This is a genomic window from Escherichia sp. KTE31 (assembly GCF_000407925.1).
GTDB lineage: Bacteria > Pseudomonadota > Gammaproteobacteria > Enterobacterales > Enterobacteriaceae > Escherichia > Escherichia ruysiae.
In genome coordinates, this window is sequence record NZ_KE136723.1 from 853,740 (window position 1) to 873,256 (window position 19,517).

Consider the following 19,517-nt stretch of genomic DNA (forward strand, 5'->3'; position numbering starts at 1 on the left):
TTTTATTTGCCAGATGAATCCATATGCGTAAACTCATAACAATGCGCTTTCAAAAGGATTTCTAATCTATGACAACCGTTTATACGTTGGTGAGTTGGTTGGCCATTCTGGGATACTGGTTGCTCATTGCAGGCGTAACATTACGCATTCTGATGAAACGACGTGCAGTTCCCTCCGCCATGGCCTGGCTGTTGATCATTTATATTCTGCCGCTGGTCGGAATTATTGCCTATCTTGCAGTCGGCGAACTCCACTTAGGTAAACGCCGTGCCGAACGCGCCAGAGCGATGTGGCCTTCTACCGCTAAATGGCTTAACGATCTTAAAGCCTGTAAACATATCTTCGCGGAAGAAAACAGCAGTGTCGCTGGACCGTTATTCAAGCTCTGCGAGCGTCGTCAGGGGATCGCCGGGGTCAAAGGAAATCAGCTACAACTGATGACCGAATCTGATGATGTAATGCAGGCGTTAATCCGCGACATCCAGCTCGCCCGGCATAATATTGAGATGGTGTTTTATATCTGGCAACCCGGCGGTATGGCGGATCAGGTAGCTGAGTCATTGATGGCAGCAGCCCGACGCGGTATTCATTGCCGACTGATGCTCGATTCCGCCGGTAGCGTCGCGTTCTTCCGCAGTCCGTGGCCAGAACTGATGCGTAATGCCGGTATCGAAGTGGTCGAGTCCCTAAAAGTTAATCTGATGCGCGTATTTTTACGCCGTATGGATCTGCGCCAGCACCGCAAGATGATCATGATCGATAACTACATTGCTTATACCGGCAGCATGAACATGGTCGATCCGCGCTTCTTCAAACAGGATGCAGGTGTAGGACAATGGATTGACCTGATGGCGCGCATGGAAGGTCCTATTGCTACTGCAATGGGGATTATTTATTCCTGTGACTGGGAGATTGAAACTGGAAAACGCATTCTGCCACCACCGCCAGACGTCAATATTATGCCGTTTGAGCAGGCCAGCGGTCATACGATCCATACCATTGCTTCTGGCCCCGGCTTCCCGGAAGACCTGATTCACCAGGCCCTACTCACCGCTGCATATTCGGCGCGCGAATATTTAATTATGACGACGCCCTACTTCGTGCCCAGCGATGATTTGCTTCACGCTATTTGCACGGCAGCGCAACGTGGTGTTGATGTCAGTATTATCCTGCCACGTAAAAATGACTCAATGCTGGTTGGCTGGGCCAGCCGCGCGTTCTTTACTGAACTACTGGCTGCAGGGGTTAAAATTTATCAGTTTGAAGGCGGATTACTGCATACCAAGAGCGTGCTGGTCGATGGCGAGTTAAGTCTGGTGGGCACCGTTAACCTCGATATGCGTAGTCTTTGGCTGAACTTTGAAATCACGCTGGCGATCGACGATAAAGGTTTTGGTGCTGACCTCGCCGCCGTTCAGGACGATTATATTTCGCGTTCACGTTTACTTGATGCGCGATTGTGGGCGAAACGACCACTCTGGCAGCGCGTTGCCGAGCGACTGTTTTACTTCTTCAGCCCGTTGCTGTAAAACGTGGCCAACAGATGTTAAACGGGTAGTGACTATGGATATGGATTTAAACAATCGCCTGACCGAAGATGAAACACTTGAACAGGCCTATGATATTTTTCTCGAACTGGCCGCAGATAATCTCGATCCGGCTGATGTTCTGCTGTTCAATCTTCAGTTTGAAGAGCGCGGCGGTGCGGAGTTATTCGACCCGGCAGAAGACTGGCAGGAGCATGTTGATTTCGACTTGAATCCGGACTTTTTTGCCGAAGTGGTGATTGGCCTGGCGGACAGTGAAGATGGTGAAATCAACGATATTTTCGCCCGTATCCTGTTATGCCGCGAAAAAGATCACAAACTTTGCCATATTATCTGGCGAGAATAAATAATCGCTTTTGGCGAGATAAAGGGCTGACAGTTGTCAGCCCTTTTTGTTTTAAAGCGGATCGACTTTCAGGCAAGAAACGGCATGTCTGAAACTCCCCTCCAGCACAGGTCGCGTTTTGGCACACTCAGGACCGGCAATCGGGCAGCGGGTACGGAAAACACAACCAGAAGGCGGGTTGATCGGCGACGGTAATTCCCCTTCCAGTAACTGAATAGATTTATTCTTTTCCAGATCCGGGTCAGGAATGGGCACTGCCGACATCAATGCTTTGGTATAAGGATGCAGCGGATTATGGTAGACCTCATCATACGTCCCCAGTTCTACCGCATGTCCGAGATACATCACCAGCACGCGATCGGAAATGTGTTTTACCACTGCCAGATCGTGGGCGATAAAGATTAATGACAATCCCATCTCACGTTGCAACTGCTGGAGCAGGTTGACTACCTGCGCCTGAATTGACACATCCAGCGCCGACACCGGCTCATCGCAGATAATCAGCTTCGGTTCAAGAATAAGTGCACGAGCAATCCCGATACGCTGACACTGCCCGCCGGAGAACTCATGCGGATAGCGGTTAATCAGATTGGGTAGCAAGCCAACTTTCATCATCATCGCCTTCACGCGCTCACGAACTTCCTGACGTGACATTTTCGGATGATAGGTGCGCAGCGGTTCTGCGATGATCTCGCCGATGGTCATACGTGGATTCAGCGACGCCAGCGGATCCTGAAAAATCATCTGGATATCACTACGAACGGCACGCCATTCATCGGGCTTCATCCCCAACAACTCTTTGCCTAACCAGGCAACACGACCGTCAGTAGCCTTGACCAAACCGATGATGGCACGAGCAAAGGTGGACTTACCGCATCCCGATTCCCCTACCACACCTAATGTTTCCCCTTCATACAGGCGAAGCGTGACACCATCGACCGCTTTCAGCGTTTTTGCCGGTTGCCAGAACCACTGTTTGCCATCTTTGATCTCAAAGTGCACTTTCAGGTCAGCGATTTCGAGGAGGACTTTTCTTCCTTCGGTTACAGCATTCATAACAGCTCCTCCACCGGTTTAAAGCAGGCACGCAGGCGACCAGGCGTAAACTCTTCCAGCGGCGGCGCACTACTACAAATCTCCATCGCATACGGACAACGTGGCTGGAACGGGCAACCTTTCGGTAAACGTAGCAGGTTTGGCGGATTACCCGGGATGGTCAACATGGTTTCACCTTCCGCATCAAGGCGCGGCACCGCATTCAGCAAACCGATAGAATAAGGATGAACGGGTTGATAAAAGACATCGCGCGCATTGCCATATTCCATCGTGCGCCCGGCGTACATCACCAGCACTTTGTCACAGATCCCCGCCACGACACCAAGATCGTGAGTGATCATAATGATGGCGGTATTAAATTCCCGCTTCAGTTCATTCAATAGCGTCATGATCTGCGCCTGTACGGTCACGTCCAGCGCGGTTGTCGGCTCATCGGCAATCAGCAGTTTAGGCCGACACAGCAACGCCATCGCAATCATGACGCGCTGACGCATCCCACCAGAAAATTCATGCGGGAACATCTTCATGCGCTTACGCGCTTCTGGCATTTTTACTGCATCAAGCATCCGCACCGACTCTTCAAACGCTTCAGCCTTGCTCATGCTTTTATGTAGCATCAGCACTTCCATCAACTGTTCACCGACGCGCATATAAGGATTTAATGAGGTCATCGGATCCTGAAAAATCATCGAGATTTGTTCAGCGCGCAGTTTGTTGAGTTCTCGCTCTGGAAGATTGAGGATTTCTCGCCCATTGAACGTTGCCGAGCCGCCAATATGTCCGTTGGCAGCCAGCAGCCCCATTAAGGCAAACGCAGTTTGCGATTTACCCGAGCCAGATTCACCAACGATACCCAGAGTTTCCCCGGCACGCAGGGAAAAATTCAAATCATTGACCGCCGTGACGTCGCCATCCGGGGTACTAAAGGTGACACGCAAATCTTTCACGTTCAGCAGTGCGTCAGCCTGTTGTTGTGCGAGCGGCACAGTTGCAGTTTCAATTACGCTCATGGCTGCACTCCTTAACGATCTTTCGGGTCGAGGGCATCACGCAAGCCATCGCCGATAAAGTTGAAACAAAACAGCGTCACCACGAGGAATCCCGCAGGGAACAGCAGTAACCACGGAGAGACTTCCATTGAGTTCGCGCCATCGCTCAGTAATGCGCCCCAGCTGCTTAACGGCTCTTGTGTACCCAGCCCCAGGAAGCTTAAAAAGGATTCAAAGAGGATCATGCTTGGCACCAGTAGCGATGCGTAGACCACCACCACGCCGAGCACGTTGGGCACAATATGGCGAATTACAATGCCGGGCGTAGATACACCGCCAACTTGTGCCGCCTCAATAAACTCTTTGCGCTTCAGACTCAGGGTTTGCCCACGCACAATACGCGCCATATCCAGCCAGGAAACCATGCCAATCGCTACAAAAATCAGCAGAATGTTTTGACCGAAAAAGGTCACCAGCAAAATGACGAAGAACATGAATGGGAAGGAGTTGAGGATTTCCAGCAGACGCATCATTACCGAATCCACTTTGCCGCCAAGATAACCGGAAAGGGAACCATAAAGTGTACCGACAACCACTGCCACCAGCGCCGCAGCGACACCGACCATGAGTGAGATTCGTCCGCCAATCGCGACGCGCACCAGCAGGTCGCGACCAGATGAGTCAGTACCAAAGTAATGACCAGATTCCATATCCGGGGCGCTGGACATCATTGCCCAGTCGGTATCATCATAGGCAAATTGCGAAAGCATCGGTGCCAGGATAACAAACAGCGCAATCAGCACCAGTACAATCAGACTGGCGACCGCCGCACGGTTATGCATAAAACGTCGGCGTGCGTCCTGCCACAAGCTGCGCCCTTCGACCTCCAGCTTTTCACTGAAATTTTCCAGCGTCTCGCTGTTTTTCTTACTTAACATCATCGCGAGCTCCAGTATCAGTAACGGATTTTCGGGTCGATAACCGCATATAGCACATCGACAATGGCATTAAACAAAATGGTTAATGCACCAACCAGAATGGTCAGGCTTAATACCAATGAATAGTCACGGTTCAACGCACCATTCACAAACAATTGCCCGATCCCAGGTAAACCATAAATGGTTTCGATAACCATAGAACCGGTAATAATGCCGACAAATGCGGGACCCATATATGAGAGTACGGGTAACAGAGCAGGTTTTAATGCGTGGCGAAGGATGATCCTGCGCATAGGTAAACCTTTCGCGCGGGCAGTACGAATAAAGTTGGAATGTAAAACTTCAATCATCGAACCACGGGTAATACGCGCAATACTGGCGATATAGGCAAGAGACAACGCCACCATCGGCAGTATCATGAATTTCAGCGCCCCGCCATTCCAGCCACCGCCTGGTAGCCAATGCAATATGATCGCAAATATCATGACTAATAACGGCGCAACCACAAAACTGGGGATAACTACCCCGGTCATTGCCAGCCCCATCACGGTATAGTCCCATTTGGTGTTTTGTTTTAATGCGGCAATAACGCCAGCACTAACACCCAGCACTACCGCAAGTATAAACGCGGCTGCCCCCAATTTTGCAGAAACAGGGAAGCTGGATGCGACCAGGTCATTGACCGAATAATCTTTATATTTAAAAGACGGACCGAAATCACCATGCGCCAGTTGTTTCAGGTAGCTGAAATACTGTGTCATGATCGGATCATTAAGATGATATTTCGCTTCGATATTGGCCATCACTTCTGGCGGTAATGTACGTTCGCCGGTAAAAGGACTTCCCGGCGCAAGGCGCATCATAAAGAACGAAATAGTAATAAGAATAAATAGCGTCGGAATCGCTTCCAGACAGCGACGTAGAATAAATTTTAACATTGCCCTACCTTCTGGCCAGTGCCTTCTGTAATGCGATAAAAATCAGACACCGTGGAGCAAGTTCCCCTGCCCCACGTATTGCCATTAGTGCTTCACAATGTACATATTTCTGGTGTAGGTATTATCCAGCGGATCTTTGCCGGTATAACCCCCAACCCACGGTTTCACCAGACGCGCGTTCACGTAGTAATAAACCGGAACAATGGCCGAATCTTTATCCAGCTGCTGTTCTGCTTTGGTGTACAGTGCAGTGCGTTGCGCCTCGTCAGTCGCTTTCAGCGTTTCCGCCATAATACTGTCAAAGGCCGGGCTCTTATAATGCGCGGTATTCATCGAGCTGTTCGACAGCATGGTGTTCAGGAAGGAAGTTGGTTCGTTGTAGTCAGCACACCAGCCTGCACGAGCCACATCAAAAGTTCCCTGGTGACGGGTATCGAGGAAGGTTTTCCACTCCTGGTTAACCAGTTTGACGTTTACACCAATGTTTTTCTTCCACAGTGAAGAGGCGGCAATCGCCAGCTTTTTATGCAGATCGGACGTGTTATATAGCAGGTTAATGGTCAACGGTTTGTCTGCGGTATAGCCCGCTTCAGCCAGCAATTTTTTCGCTTCTTCGTTACGTTTTTCCTGGCTCCAGCCAAACCATTCCGGCTGAGTTAATTTTGCACCATCTGTGTAAGGAGGAGTGTAACCATAGGCTGGCATATCGCCCTGTGCTTTCACTTTATTAACAATAATATCGCGATCCATACCCAGTTTCAGTGCGGTACGCACACGCACGTCGTTGAATGGCGGTTTCTGGTTGTTAATTTCGTAATAGTAGGTGCACAGATACGGATCGACGTGAACTTCGTTCGGGATCTCTTTCTTCAGCTTCTGGAACAGTTCGATCGGCATGTTGTTATAGGTCATATCAATTTCGCCGCTACGATAGCGGTTAACATCGGTGACTTCAGAAGCAATAGGCAAATAGGTGACCTGGTTAATGACGGTTTTCGCGTTGTTCCAGTAGGTCGGGCTGCGTTCAAGAACGATACGTTCGTTAACGACCCAATCTTTTAAGGTATAGGCACCATTAGTGACAATATTTCCTGGCTGGGTCCATTTCTCGCCGAATTTCTCAATAGCGGCTTTTGGCACCGGAGAAGTCGATGGGTGAACCAGTAATTTATAGAAATACGGAACAGGCTCACTTAATGTGACTTCTAAAGTGTGGTCATCGACGGCCTTCACGCCGAGATCGGTAATCGGTTTTTTTCCTTCGAGAATTTCATCAATACCGACGATATGCCCATATTGTAGATAACTGGCATAGGGAGAAGCGGTGTTCGGATCAACAGAACGTTGCCAGCTGTATACAAAGTCCTGCGCAGTGACTGGCGTGCCGTCGGACCATTTCGCATCTTTACGCAGATGGAATGTCCAGACTTTGGCATCTTTATTATCCCAGGACTCCGCAACGCCAGGCGCCGGATGACCATCGAGATCGCTGACCAGCAAGCCTTCAAACAGGTCGCGACTGATATTAGACTCCGGAACCCCTTCAATTTTGTGCGGATCTAATGACTGAACTTCAGAACCATTGTTACGCACCAGCGTTTGTTTTTCTGCAAGCTGAACACCAGCGGGTACATCAGCCGCCAGCGCAACATTCCCTGCCATAAGCGCAGCCAGAACGCCTGCTGCTACTAAACTTCTCTTGGTGATGTTGGTCATTGTTTTTTGGACTCCCTCATTATAATTACTGGCTTTAACCAGCATGTGTAATCCCGGGTTGGGACCCTGGACAGATTCGGAGACTTTCTGCTGCCAGGTTGATATATCGTTACGCTTTGCTATCACCGACTTTATTTATTCTGGTGATTCGAACGACCACCTTACGTCGGTTCCTACTGTGTCTCCCCTGTCGAGACACATTTATTCTTTAATGCAGCAATTTTTATTGTTAATTATTCTCATTACCAAAAAAAATCGCCTGACAGTTGGCCGGAAAGTATCAAATGCGCTTCTTGCCCGCCAATACATTTTGCAAAATTGTTAAGTAATTCTCTTTTGCTGACCGCGCCAATATCTAAAGACCTCATCAGACTGCCAATAAAATCATTTAAAAACAATGATATAAAACCGCAGAAAGCAAGTCTGTTTTTCCTTGTTGCCGTCACGACAGAGAAATACACAATAATTTAACAACAGACCATTATTTAGCACATTCCTCTGCCAAACGCAGTGGAATTACTAATATCATTTCAATTATTCTTCAGCAAGACCCAAGATTATGATGTCGCGAAAATAACATGATGAGGAGGATGGCGGGGTAAGGATATTCTTATAACTAGCTGTAATATGAGGAAAAATATTTATCTATTTCGTTTGCTTTTGATAACTGCGCTGGGCAAAAGTAAAAATAATGACGAAAAAACGGAGCACCATGGCTCCGTTTCGTATGAAAGGAATTAATTGAGCAGACCAGGGAAAATCCCTTTGATTCCATTAACGATAAATTCAATCCCTAATGCCATCAGCAGCAACCCCATAATACGAGTAATCACGTTTATACCGGTCTGGCGCAGAACTCGCACCAGCCAGGGCGCCATGCGGAATAAGCCCCAGCAACATAAAGCAAACAATGCAATTGCCACAAAAAAGCCGAACAGATAACCAATGCTGTGATAACGCGTTCCCCAAACGATAGTTGAACTGATCGCCCCTGGCCCCGCCATCAAAGGCAATGCTAGCGGTACAACGCCGATGCTTTCTCGAATTGCGGTTTCTGATTTCTCTTGTTTGTTCTGTTTATCCTCACCAAGCTTACCGCTGATCATCGACATCGCAATTGTAACCACCAGTATGCCGCCCGCGATGCGGAACGAATCAATCGATATTCCAAAAAGTTGCAGAATCGTGTCGCCGAGAAAAAGCGAGATCCACAAGATAATCGCTACCGACAGGTTGGCAGTCAGATTTGTTTTGTTTCTCGCTGCCGCAGTCTGATAGCTGGTCATACTGATAAACACGGGGATAATCCCAACCGGGTTAACCAGCGCAAATAACCCGATGAAAAATTTAAAGTAAACGGGAAAATCAAAGAGTGTCTGAATCACGGTTAGCTCCGAAGCAAAAGCCGGATAATGTTAGCCATAAACAAAGGTAAAAAAATACGCGCTGACAATACGCCTTTTGGCAGCATTTTTCACCTCCTAACCGCTTAAAATTACTATCATTCATTATTGTTATCTAGTCGTGCAAAACATGCTAATGTAGCCAACAATAAATACTACAATTTATTAACTATTAGCTTTTATAGCTAAAAGCGGAGCTGAAAGGTGTCAGCTTTGCGGAATTTTGATCTAGATCACGTAATCAGTACCCAGAAGTGAGTAATCTTGCTTACGCCACCTGGAAGTGACGCATTAGAGATTAGTCTCTCTAATGTTTAAACTCTTTTAGTAAATCACAGTGAGTGTGAGCGCGAGTAAGCTTTTGATTTTCATAGGTTAAGCAAATCATCACCACACTGACTATACTCTCGTATTCGAGCAGATGATTTACTAAAAAAGTTTAACATTATCAGGAGAGCATTATGGCTGTTACTAATGTCGCTGAACTTAACGCACTCGTAGAGCGTGTAAAAAAAGCCCAGCGTGAATATGCCAGTTTCACTCAAGAGCAAGTTGATAAAATCTTCCGCGCCGCCGCTCTGGCTGCCGCAGATGCTCGAATCCCACTCGCGAAAATGGCCGTTGCCGAATCCGGCATGGGTATCGTCGAAGATAAAGTAATTAAAAACCACTTTGCTTCTGAATATATCTACAACGCCTATAAAGATGAAAAAACCTGCGGTGTTCTGTCTGAAGACGACACTTTCGGTACTATCACTATCGCTGAACCAATCGGTATTATCTGCGGTATCGTTCCAACGACTAACCCGACTTCAACTGCAATCTTCAAATCGCTGATCAGCCTGAAGACCCGCAACGCCATCATCTTCTCTCCGCATCCGCGTGCAAAAGATGCAACCAACAAAGCTGCTGATATCGTTCTGCAGGCTGCTATCGCTGCTGGTGCACCGAAAGATCTGATTGGCTGGATCGATCAACCTTCTGTTGAACTGTCCAACGCGCTGATGCACCACCCTGACATTAACCTGATTCTCGCGACCGGTGGTCCGGGCATGGTTAAAGCAGCATACAGCTCCGGTAAACCGGCAATCGGTGTAGGTGCTGGTAACACTCCGGTTGTTATCGATGAAACCGCAGATATCAAACGTGCTGTTGCATCCGTACTGATGTCCAAAACCTTCGACAACGGCGTAATCTGTGCTTCTGAACAGTCTGTTGTTGTTGTTGACTCTGTTTATGACGCTGTACGTGAACGTTTCGCTACCCACGGCGGTTACATGCTGCAGGGTAAAGAGCTGAAAGCCGTTCAGGACGTTATCCTGAAAAACGGCGCACTGAACGCAGCTATCGTTGGTCAACCGGCTTATAAAATTGCTGAACTGGCGGGCTTCTCTGTACCAGAAAACACTAAGATTCTGATCGGTGAAGTGACCGTTGTTGATGAAAGCGAACCGTTCGCACATGAAAAACTGTCCCCGACTCTGGCAATGTACCGTGCAAAAGATTTCGAAGACGCGGTAGAGAAAGCAGAGAAACTGGTTGCCATGGGCGGTATCGGTCATACCTCTTGCCTGTACACCGACCAGGATAACCAACCGGCACGCGTTTCCTACTTCGGTCAGAAAATGAAAACTGCCCGTATCCTGATCAACACCCCGGCTTCTCAGGGTGGTATCGGTGACCTGTATAACTTCAAACTCGCACCTTCCCTGACTCTGGGTTGTGGTTCCTGGGGTGGTAACTCCATCTCTGAAAACGTTGGTCCAAAACACTTGATCAACAAGAAAACCGTTGCTAAGCGAGCTGAAAACATGTTGTGGCACAAACTTCCGAAATCTATCTACTTCCGCCGTGGCTCACTGCCAATCGCGCTGGATGAAGTGATTACTGATGGCCACAAACGTGCGCTCATCGTGACTGACCGCTTCCTGTTCAACAACGGTTATGCTGACCAGATTACTTCTGTACTGAAAGCTGCCGGCGTTGAAACTGAAGTCTTCTTTGAAGTTGAAGCTGACCCGACACTGAGCATCGTTCGTAAAGGTGCCGAACTGGCGAACTCCTTCAAGCCAGACGTGATCATCGCGCTGGGTGGTGGTTCCCCGATGGACGCCGCGAAAATCATGTGGGTTATGTACGAACATCCAGAAACTCACTTCGAAGAACTGGCGCTGCGCTTTATGGATATCCGTAAACGCATCTACAAGTTCCCGAAAATGGGCGTGAAAGCGAAAATGATCGCCGTCACCACCACTTCCGGTACAGGTTCTGAAGTGACTCCGTTTGCGGTTGTAACCGACGACGCAACAGGTCAGAAATATCCGCTGGCAGACTATGCACTGACCCCGGATATGGCGATTGTTGACGCCAACCTGGTTATGGATATGCCGAAGTCTCTGTGTGCTTTCGGTGGTCTGGACGCAGTCACTCACGCCATGGAAGCTTATGTTTCTGTACTGGCATCTGAGTTCTCTGACGGTCAGGCTCTGCAGGCACTGAAACTGCTGAAAGAATATCTGCCAGCGTCCTACCACGAAGGGTCTAAAAATCCGGTAGCGCGTGAACGTGTTCACAGTGCGGCAACTATAGCGGGTATCGCGTTTGCGAACGCCTTCCTGGGTGTATGTCACTCAATGGCGCACAAACTGGGTTCCCAGTTCCATATTCCGCACGGTCTGGCCAACGCCCTGCTGATTTGTAACGTTATCCGCTACAACGCGAATGACAACCCGACCAAGCAGACTGCATTCAGCCAGTACGATCGTCCGCAGGCTCGTCGTCGTTATGCTGAAATCGCAGACCATCTGGGTCTGAGCGCACCGGGTGACCGTACTGCTGCGAAGATCGAGAAACTGCTGGCATGGCTGGAAACGCTGAAAGCAGAACTGGGTATTCCGAAATCTATCCGTGAGGCTGGCGTTCAGGAAGCCGACTTCCTGGCGAACGTAGATAAACTGTCTGAAGACGCATTCGATGACCAGTGCACCGGCGCTAACCCGCGTTACCCGCTGATCTCCGAGCTGAAACAGATTCTGCTGGATACCTACTATGGTCGTGATTACGTAGAAGGAGCACCGGCGGCAGCAAAGGAAGCAGCTCCAGCTAAAGCAGAGAAAAAAGCGAAGAAATCCGCTTAATCAGTAACTCTGTACATCCTCATAAACGGTCCCTTTTGGGGCCGTTTTTTTGTTTTCGCCACACGCTATGCAAAGTCAAATAACCCAACAGCATTAGTATTCTCATATATATACTGTTATCTAATGCGCACAAACCGCGATAACCTGAAAATGACTCAACATCGTAGATGACGAAGCACTAAATCGTTCTGTTACGTTTTTAGCGATGGTTAGGAGTAGAGAAAGGATTATGACTCGGAAGAAGTTAGTAAAACGAACTGACAGGATAAAAGCCTCGATTCATCCTGTCAGTAAAGAAAATCTTATTAATCGTGTTGATGTCTTTCTTGAATAGCCGTCAAAGAACCGACTTCTAACGCTTCTTTATAGTGTTTACGACAAACCGAGACATAACGCTCATTACCACCAATAACTACCTGCTCGCCTTCGTTATAAGGCCTACCCTCTTGATCAAGACGTAGCACCATGCTTGCTTTACGACCACAAAAGCAGATAGTTTTTAATTCGACCAGTTTGTCTGACCATGCCAGTAAGTATTGACTGCCGGTAAATAATTCACCGCGAAAATCTGTACGTAAACCATAACAAAGAACGGGTATATCGAGTTGATCGACAACCTCCGATAATTCATATACTTGTTGTCTGGTTAAAAACTGGCATTCATCAACCAGTACACAATGAATTGCCTGTTGTTCATGTTCCGCACGAATCTCATCAAATAATGATGAATTTTGGTTAAATAATTTTGCCGGTGATGACAAACCTATACGCGAGCTGACTTTCCCTGCCCCGAAACGATCGTCAATTTCCGCCGTATATACGACGGTCCGCATACCGCGTTCCTGGTAATTGTATGAAGATTGCAACAATGCCGTAGACTTACCCGCGTTCATTGCGGAATAGTAGAAATATAGCTGTGCCATCAGCCACAGGCCCTCAATGATATGAAATAAAGTTGGCTGAAGTTTATCATAATTCGCCAGTTTTACAGCCCAACAGTACACGCAGAAGAGCGTATATACATCATTCCTTAAGAAGGATGACATAATCCTTCAGAGCTATCATTGCGTCTGTTTTTGCTTGTTATAACTGCGTAAATGACTCCTGGTAACTATTCACAATCTTTAACTTGTTGCACAAGTAATAACCCTCTGTTGACCTCCAGGATACGGCAATACGAAGTCCCTGCACTTATTGCGACTGTTCTTCTTTTCATCATTCTCTTAATAGAGGATTTTTCGTAAACATGACTAATACCGAAGAGTAAAAGACGTCAGCGCGTGTTAATCCCTACATAAAATGTGACATGAATCAGGAAGTTTTAACCTTAGGTGATGCGAAATCATCGGTGCAAATAGGGCTATATGCCGCATCTTTTCTGGCTAATTTTATGAAAAGATATTTATTGGCGGCACAAAATAAAGAACAATTTTGAATTCCTTACATTCCTGGCTATTGCACAACTGAATTTAAGGCTCTATTATTACCTCAACAAACCACCCCAATATAAGTTTGAGATTACTACAATGAGCGAAGCACTTAAAATTCTGAACAACATCCGTACTCTTCGTGCGCAAGCAAGAGAATGTACACTTGAAACGCTGGAAGAAATGCTGGAAAAATTAGAAGTAGTTGTTAACGAGCGTCGCGAAGAAGAAAGTGCGGCTGCTGCTGAAGTTGAAGAACGCACTCGTAAACTGCAACAATATCGTGAAATGCTGATCGCTGACGGTATTGACCCGAACGAACTGCTGAATAGCATGGCGGCAGTTAAATCCGGCACCAAAGCTAAACGCGCACAGCGTCCAGCTAAATATAGCTACGTTGACGAGAACGGCGAAACCAAAACCTGGACTGGCCAGGGTCGTACTCCGGCTGTAATCAAAAAAGCAATGGATGAGCAAGGTAAATCCCTCGACGATTTCCTGATCAAGTAATAATCTTTTTTAGATTACGCTCGCTTAAAATCCCGCCATTGGCGGGATTTTTTATTGTCCGTTTTAAGACTATCCAATAAGAATAAGCTATAAAAAAACGGCATTGATAACTCAATGCCGTTTCGTAGAAAACACCGCTATTGGTGTTACTTCTTAATGCCCATCTCTTCTTCAAGCCAGGCTTTAAATTCAGCACCCAGCGAGTTGTGACGAATACCGTATTCAACGAAAGCCTGCATGTAACCTAATTTATTACCGCAGTCATGGCTCTTCCCTTTCATGTGATAGGCTTCAACCGTTTCTTTTTCGATCAGCATATCAATAGCATCGGTAAGTTGAATTTCATCGCCTGCTCCCGGAGGAGTTTTTGCCAGCAGCGGCCAAATATCGGCGCTAAGTACGTAACGACCAACAATAGCGAGATTGGACGGTGCAACATCTGCTTTCGGTTTTTCTACTACACCGACCATAGGTACACTTTCACCCGGCGCTAAATCCACGCCTTTGCAATCCACAACACCATATGCAGTCACATCAGCAACAGGCTCAACCATGATCTGGCTATGGCCAGTTTCATCAAAGCGGCGGATCATCTCTGCGAGGTTATCCTGCGACAAATCAGATTCATATTCATCCAGAATAACGTCAGGCAGAATAACAGCCACAGGTTCATCACCAACTACCGGGTGAGCACACAATACTGCGTGCCCTAAACCTTTCGCCAGCCCCTGACGAACTTGCATAATAGTTACGTGCGGAGGGCAAATAGACTGCACTTCATCAAGCAGCTGGCGTTTTACACGTTTTTCCAGCATTGCTTCCAGTTCAAAACTGGTATCAAAGTGGTTTTCAATAGAGTTTTTCGATGAGTGAGTAACCAGCACAATTTCAGTAATACCAGCCGCAATACATTCATTCACGACGTATTGAATTAATGGCTTATCGACAAGCGGTAGCATCTCTTTCGGGATAGCTTTCGTCGCCGGCAACATCCTGGTTCCTAATCCCGCTACGGGGATAACGGCTTTTTTGACTTTCGTGTTAATGGCAGCCATTTAAATTCTCCTGGACTGTTCGTGTATTGAACGTGTTCATATTTCTGTATCACATCCCAGTATATCAGTACCCTGGCGACGCCTGGTTCCGAAAAGGAAGCGAGTTAACATAATTAAGACAATTACTTATACGAATGGCGACGATAGTACCACCAGCCGACATTAGCGGGTAATGCAATTTTATCCCAAATTATCGTTTGCTCAATTCGCAGACAACATCAAGCGTAGCCTTCCACCAGCGCCCCAAATTTGGCATTGCCAGGCATCACATCTCTGACTCAATTGATTCAAATAAGTGTTGCCTAATGTTCCTAACGGAACGCCATTACTGATTTGAATCTGGTGTTCACCCGCATTCAACGTCGCATTCAAGCCTGCGGATACCAGAATGAGATTTTTTAATTCACGATGATAATAGCCGACTAATAGAGGAAATTGACCGGGCAGATTGGCCTGGCGTAGTAAATGGTTTACCTGCTTCAATAACGCGCCTAACTCAGGCAAAGGTTGATTCTGGTGCGCAAGCTGTTCTTGTAATAAGCCATTAAACAACGCACGTAATAACAAGGCGGCAAGGACGCCATTATGTCCAGCACGGGTTACATCAAGGCAATAAAAAGCCAGATCGTTTTCCGAAAGTGCTGCAATATCAAGTACCAGACCAGGTTTATCAACAGCAACGAGTTGGCGATAATTAACCCGGCAATGGGAAATCTCCTGCTGAACCGGTGGTTGTAATTCTTGCAATAATTTCGCGGCAGCTGTCGGATTATCGACCATTGCATCCCAATCGCGAAAAAGCCTTTCTTCTTCCTCAACCCTGGAGTTAAACATGCTGGGATACAGGCAAGCAAAAACCATCTCACGTAAGCGATTAAGGTCTTTAACTGGTTTCAGCAAAACATCTTCCACACCCAGCCGTAATGCTTTCGCAATATCTGCCATATTTTCCGTAGCAGAAATCACCAGAACCGGGGTTTGGTCTCCCCGGTTGCGTATATGTTCCAGCAGTTTTAAGCCATTCATTCTTGGCATTGCAATATCACATATCATCAGATCGGGTGTAAAACCGCCCAGTAGCTCAAGGGCATCCACCCCATCAGCCGCCAGTACTGTCGTTGCTCCCAATGAGGAAAACCATGAATCCAGAAGCGAGCGAAAGACTGGCTCATCTTCAACTATGAGAATCTGTTTTCCGACCAATGGCTGCGTCATGTTCTCTCCCCTGACTGGCTTTATTCAATAGTGACATGCTATTGCCATCAGTGCCTGTCAGAATTAACTTAAGTGTAGATAAAAAATCAGGTCAAAACGTTGGTTCGAACCAGCGGTAAAAGTTCATCCATTTTCTTCTCTACCGCTAATTGTCCTGCCGCAATGGCAGCATTTGCACGATGAAAATCCAGAGTGGATATCTGCGGGCATAAAGGTTGAATCAGAATATCAGGCGGATCCCCAGCCATACGGTTTCGTTTAAGACGGTTTTCCAGCACCTGGATAGACGTGGTCATAATCTCTGTTGCGGTTGGCGCAGTCACTGCCCGACGTGCCGTTATACTGCTTAATCGTTCTTTCAAACGCGCATGCCACGGGAGAGGATCGTCGTTCTCGCCATTATCTTCACTGACATTAAATGAAAGGAGATCTTGTTGCATTAAATGAGCATCGTGCTGCAGATCGACCGCAATCACAATATCAGCGCCCATCGCACGCGTGAGGGAAATAGGAATCGGATTAACAACTGCGCCATCAACCAGCCAATAGCCGTTATGAGCGACCGGCGCCATTAGGCCGGGGATGCTGCATGATGCACGAATAGCAAGATGGAGGTCGCCTTCGGTAAACCAGAGTTCTCGCCCCGTGCTTAAATTAGTGGCAACCGCAGCGAAACGGCGTGAACAATTTTCGATCTCTGTTTCCGGCATTATTTCGCGGTACTGGTTGAACACACGCTCACCGCGCAACAATCCACCACGCTGCCAGGAAAGATCCATCAGCCGTAAAACATCCCAATAGCTAAAAGAGGTAACCCACTGTTCAAGCGCGGTCAGGCGATCGCATGCAAAAGCAGCGCCCACCAGCGAACCGATTGAACATCCAGCGACGATATCTATTTCAATGCCCATTTTTTTAAGCGCGTTAATGACGCCAATATGCGACCATCCTCGCGCCGCGCCAGATCCTAGCGCCAGCCCTATTTTTATCTTTCTCATTGTTCCTGAAGGCTTCCCCTGGAATGCAGCCGTAGCCACATCGCTACTGCTCGGTTAACATAGTGCTACGCAGGCGATTAATACGCCGTTATTGTTTCCAGGGAGATTATTTGTGTCTGAGCTTTGTCCCTGTGGTAGTGCTGTCGAGTATAGCCTATGTTGCCACCGTTATGTGTCTGGTGAAAAGGTCGCACCTGATCCAGAACATCTCATGCGTTCGCGTTACTGCGCTTTTGTGATGCAGGACGCAGATTATTTAATTAAGACCTGGCATCCGTCCTGTGGCGCAGCGGCGTTACGTGCCGAATTGATTGCCGGATTTGCGCATACCGAATGGTTAGGGCTGACCGTATTTGAACGTTCATATCACGAAGGAGATAACGTAGGTTATGTTAGCTTCGTCGCCCGATTTGCCGAACAGGGTAAAACAGGAGCGATAATTGAACGTTCGCGATTTTTGAAAGAAAACGGTCAGTGGTACTATATTGACGGTACACGTCCACAGTTTGGCCGCAACGATCCCTGCCCTTGTGGTTCAGGTAAAAAATTTAAAAAGTGCTGCGGCCAATAATGGTTGACGGTACGGTTTAGCAAACACTCTCAACAAGGTTTTTCCAGCAATGCACTCACTCCAACGAAAAGTTCTGCGTACTATTTGTCCGGATCAAAAAGGTCTGATCGCGCGCATTACTAATATTTGCTACAAGCACGAGTTAAATATCGTGCAGAACAATGAATTTGTTGATCATCGTACCGGACGCTTTTTTATGCGCACGGAACTGGAAGGCATTTTTAATGATTCGACCCTGCTGGCGGATCTCGATAGCGCATTGCCGGAAGGCTCTGTGCGCGAACTAAATCCCGCCGGTCGTCGCCGGATAGTCATTCTGGTCACTAAAGAAGCGCATTGCCTTGGCGATCTGCTGATGAAAGCCAATTACGGTGGACTGGATGTGGAAATCGCGGCAGTCATCGGCAACCACGATACCTTGCGTTCGCTGGTTGAACGTTTTGATATTCCATTTGAACTGGTCAGCCATGAAGGATTAAGTCGCAACGAGCACGATCAAAAGATGGCAGATGCCATTGATGCTTATCAGCCTGATTACGTTGTGCTGGCGAAGTATATGCGCGTATTAACGCCGGAATTTGTGGCGCGCTTCCCGAATAAAATTATCAATATTCACCACTCATTCCTGCCGGCGTTTATTGGGGCACGTCCGTATCATCAGGCCTATGAACGCGGCGTGAAGATAATTGGCGCAACGGCACACTATGTAAATGACAATCTGGATGAAGGTCCAATCATTATGCAGGACGTTATTCATGTGGATCACACTTATACAGCCGAAGATATGATGCGTGCAGGTCGTGACGTCGAGAAAAACGTATTAAGCCGCGCCCTTTACCAGGTTTTGGCGCAACGTGTGTTTGTTTACGGTAACCGGACGATTATTCTTTAATCGCCAGCAAAAAGAACTGGTTGCCTTTAATCCGTTACGGATGAAAATTACGCAACCAGTTCATTTTTCTCAACGTAACGCTTTACAGCGGCGTGTCATTTGGTATGATGCGCCCCGCTTCCCAATGAGGGAGCAGGCCAGTAAAAAGCATTACCCCGTGGTGGGGTTCCCGAGCGGCCAAAGGGAGCAGACTGTAAATCTGCCGTCATCGACTTCGAAGGTTCGAATCCTTCCCCCACCACCATCTTCAGCATTACCTACAATTTGATTTTCCCCTGGTGGGGTTCCCGAGCGGCCAAAGGGAGCAGACTGTAAATCTGCCGTCATCGACTTCGAAGGTTCGAATCCTTCCCCCACCACCATCTTCAGCATTACCTACAATTTGATTTTCCCGTGGTGGGGTTCCCGAGCGGCCAAAGGGAGCAGACTGTAAATCTGCCGTCATCGACTTCGAAGGTTCGAATCCTTCCCCCACCACCATCTTCAGCATTACCTACAATTTGATTTTCCCCTGGTGGGGTTCCCGAGCGGCCAAAGGGAGCAGACTGTAAATCTGCCGTCATCGACTTCGAAGGTTCGAATCCTTCCCCCACCACCATTACTTCCTGAATAACACCTGAATTACCTAACGACTCCGTCAGTAAATCATTCTGCCTATAGGGGAAGGATGAGAAGCTTCGACTAAGGTTCGACTCGAGCGTCAGCGAGAGAGCGTTGCCGCAGGCAACGACCCGAAGGGTGAGGAGCTTTAGCTCCGAATAATCCTTCCCCCACCACCA

The 19,517-nt window shown here is 47.7% G+C and carries 16 protein-coding genes, 4 tRNA genes and 1 other RNA gene; 11 read left to right on the top strand and 10 right to left on the bottom strand.

Features of this window, described 5'->3' with window-relative positions:
• Positions 1–68 precede the first annotated feature (68 nt).
• Together cls and WES_RS09325 are read left to right on the top strand one after the other, a co-directional pair.
• Positions 69–1,529 (top strand): cardiolipin synthase, encoded by a 1,461-nt coding sequence (gene cls, locus WES_RS09330; protein ID WP_000214525.1) that lies wholly within the window; start codon positions 69–71, stop codon positions 1,527–1,529.
• Positions 1,530–1,563: 34 nt separating this feature from the next.
• On the top strand, positions 1,564–1,893 hold the full coding sequence (locus WES_RS09325; protein WP_000366958.1) for an HI1450 family dsDNA-mimic protein: 330 nt from the start codon (positions 1,564–1,566) through the stop codon (positions 1,891–1,893).
• 51 nt (positions 1,894–1,944) lie between these two features.
• Here the strand turns inward: WES_RS09325 and oppF are convergent, their stop codons facing one another.
• The 6 genes from oppF to ychE all read right to left on the bottom strand — a co-directional run bounded on the left by oppF (position 1,945) and on the right by ychE (position 8,915).
• A complete protein-coding gene (gene oppF, locus WES_RS09320) occupies positions 1,945–2,949 on the bottom strand; it encodes a murein tripeptide/oligopeptide ABC transporter ATP-binding protein OppF (protein WP_000994883.1) in 1,005 nt (334 codons plus the stop codon).
• Positions 2,946–3,959, bottom strand: a complete 1,014-nt coding sequence (gene oppD, locus WES_RS09315) for a murein tripeptide/oligopeptide ABC transporter ATP-binding protein OppD (protein ID WP_000110935.1) — start codon at positions 3,957–3,959, stop codon at positions 2,946–2,948. Before oppD ends, oppF begins: the two co-directional genes overlap by 4 nt.
• Positions 3,960–3,970: 11 nt before the next feature.
• Positions 3,971–4,879, bottom strand: a complete 909-nt coding sequence (gene oppC, locus WES_RS09310; protein ID WP_000979659.1) for an oligopeptide ABC transporter permease OppC — start codon at positions 4,877–4,879, stop codon at positions 3,971–3,973.
• 14 nt (positions 4,880–4,893) lie between these two features.
• Positions 4,894–5,814, bottom strand: coding sequence for an oligopeptide ABC transporter permease OppB (gene oppB, locus WES_RS09305; protein ID WP_000911117.1), 921 nt, complete (start codon positions 5,812–5,814; stop codon positions 4,894–4,896).
• Positions 5,815–5,898: 84 nt separating this feature from the next.
• Positions 5,899–7,530 carry an oligopeptide ABC transporter substrate-binding protein OppA gene (oppA, locus tag WES_RS09300; RefSeq protein ID WP_024195133.1) on the bottom strand — a complete coding sequence of 544 codons (1,632 nt, stop codon included), beginning with the start codon at positions 7,528–7,530 and terminating at the stop codon, positions 5,899–5,901.
• Positions 7,531–8,267: 737 nt separating this feature from the next.
• Positions 8,268–8,915: an NAAT family transporter YchE gene (gene ychE, locus WES_RS09295; RefSeq protein ID WP_000616769.1), complete on the bottom strand. Its 648-nt coding sequence runs from the start codon at positions 8,913–8,915 to the stop codon at positions 8,268–8,270.
• A gap of 479 nt (positions 8,916–9,394) precedes the next feature.
• On the opposite strand from ychE, the gene adhE reads away from it, so the two are divergent.
• Positions 9,395–12,070, top strand: coding sequence for a bifunctional acetaldehyde-CoA/alcohol dehydrogenase (gene adhE, locus WES_RS09290; protein ID WP_016158402.1), 2,676 nt, complete (start codon positions 9,395–9,397; stop codon positions 12,068–12,070).
• Positions 12,071–12,375: 305 nt separating this feature from the next.
• Here adhE and tdk read toward each other — a convergent pair whose 3' ends face one another.
• Entirely contained in the window at positions 12,376–12,993 is a 618-nt protein-coding gene (tdk, locus tag WES_RS09285) for a thymidine kinase (protein ID WP_016158403.1), read from the bottom strand.
• A 603-nt stretch (positions 12,994–13,596) separates the two neighbouring features.
• On the opposite strand from tdk, the gene hns reads away from it, so the two are divergent.
• On the top strand, positions 13,597–14,007 hold the full coding sequence (hns, locus tag WES_RS09280; RefSeq protein WP_001287384.1) for a histone-like nucleoid-structuring protein H-NS: 411 nt from the start codon (positions 13,597–13,599) through the stop codon (positions 14,005–14,007).
• Positions 14,008–14,153: 146 nt separating this feature from the next.
• Here hns and galU read toward each other — a convergent pair whose 3' ends face one another.
• The 3 genes from galU to rssA all read right to left on the bottom strand — a co-directional run bounded on the left by galU (position 14,154) and on the right by rssA (position 17,275).
• Positions 14,154–15,062, bottom strand: a complete 909-nt coding sequence (gene galU, locus WES_RS09275; RefSeq protein ID WP_000718987.1) for a UTP--glucose-1-phosphate uridylyltransferase GalU — start codon at positions 15,060–15,062, stop codon at positions 14,154–14,156.
• Between the two features lie 201 nt (positions 15,063–15,263).
• Positions 15,264–16,277 carry a two-component system response regulator RssB gene (rssB, locus tag WES_RS09270; protein WP_000193438.1) on the bottom strand — a complete coding sequence of 338 codons (1,014 nt, stop codon included), beginning with the start codon at positions 16,275–16,277 and terminating at the stop codon, positions 15,264–15,266.
• Between the two features lie 86 nt (positions 16,278–16,363).
• Complete coding sequence (rssA, locus tag WES_RS09265; protein ID WP_010350469.1) at positions 16,364–17,275, bottom strand: patatin-like phospholipase RssA; 912 nt, start codon at positions 17,273–17,275, stop codon at positions 16,364–16,366.
• A 112-nt stretch (positions 17,276–17,387) separates the two neighbouring features.
• On the opposite strand from rssA, the gene WES_RS09260 reads away from it, so the two are divergent.
• The 7 genes from WES_RS09260 to WES_RS22750 all read left to right on the top strand — a co-directional run bounded on the left by WES_RS09260 (position 17,388) and on the right by WES_RS22750 (position 19,517).
• Positions 17,388–17,846 carry a YchJ family protein gene (locus WES_RS09260; RefSeq protein ID WP_016158404.1) on the top strand — a complete coding sequence of 153 codons (459 nt, stop codon included), beginning with the start codon at positions 17,388–17,390 and terminating at the stop codon, positions 17,844–17,846.
• A gap of 49 nt (positions 17,847–17,895) precedes the next feature.
• Positions 17,896–18,738, top strand: a complete 843-nt coding sequence (purU, locus tag WES_RS09255) for a formyltetrahydrofolate deformylase (RefSeq protein WP_000555850.1) — start codon at positions 17,896–17,898, stop codon at positions 18,736–18,738.
• A 159-nt stretch (positions 18,739–18,897) separates the two neighbouring features.
• Positions 18,898–18,982: transfer RNA gene (locus WES_RS09250), tRNA-Tyr, on the top strand.
• Between the two features lie 33 nt (positions 18,983–19,015).
• Positions 19,016–19,100: transfer RNA gene (locus tag WES_RS09245), tRNA-Tyr, on the top strand.
• Between the two features lie 33 nt (positions 19,101–19,133).
• Positions 19,134–19,218, top strand: a tRNA-Tyr gene (locus tag WES_RS09240).
• A 33-nt stretch (positions 19,219–19,251) separates the two neighbouring features.
• Positions 19,252–19,336, top strand: a tRNA-Tyr gene (locus tag WES_RS09235).
• A 48-nt stretch (positions 19,337–19,384) separates the two neighbouring features.
• A non-coding RNA gene (locus WES_RS22750) (RtT sRNA) lies at positions 19,385–19,517 on the top strand.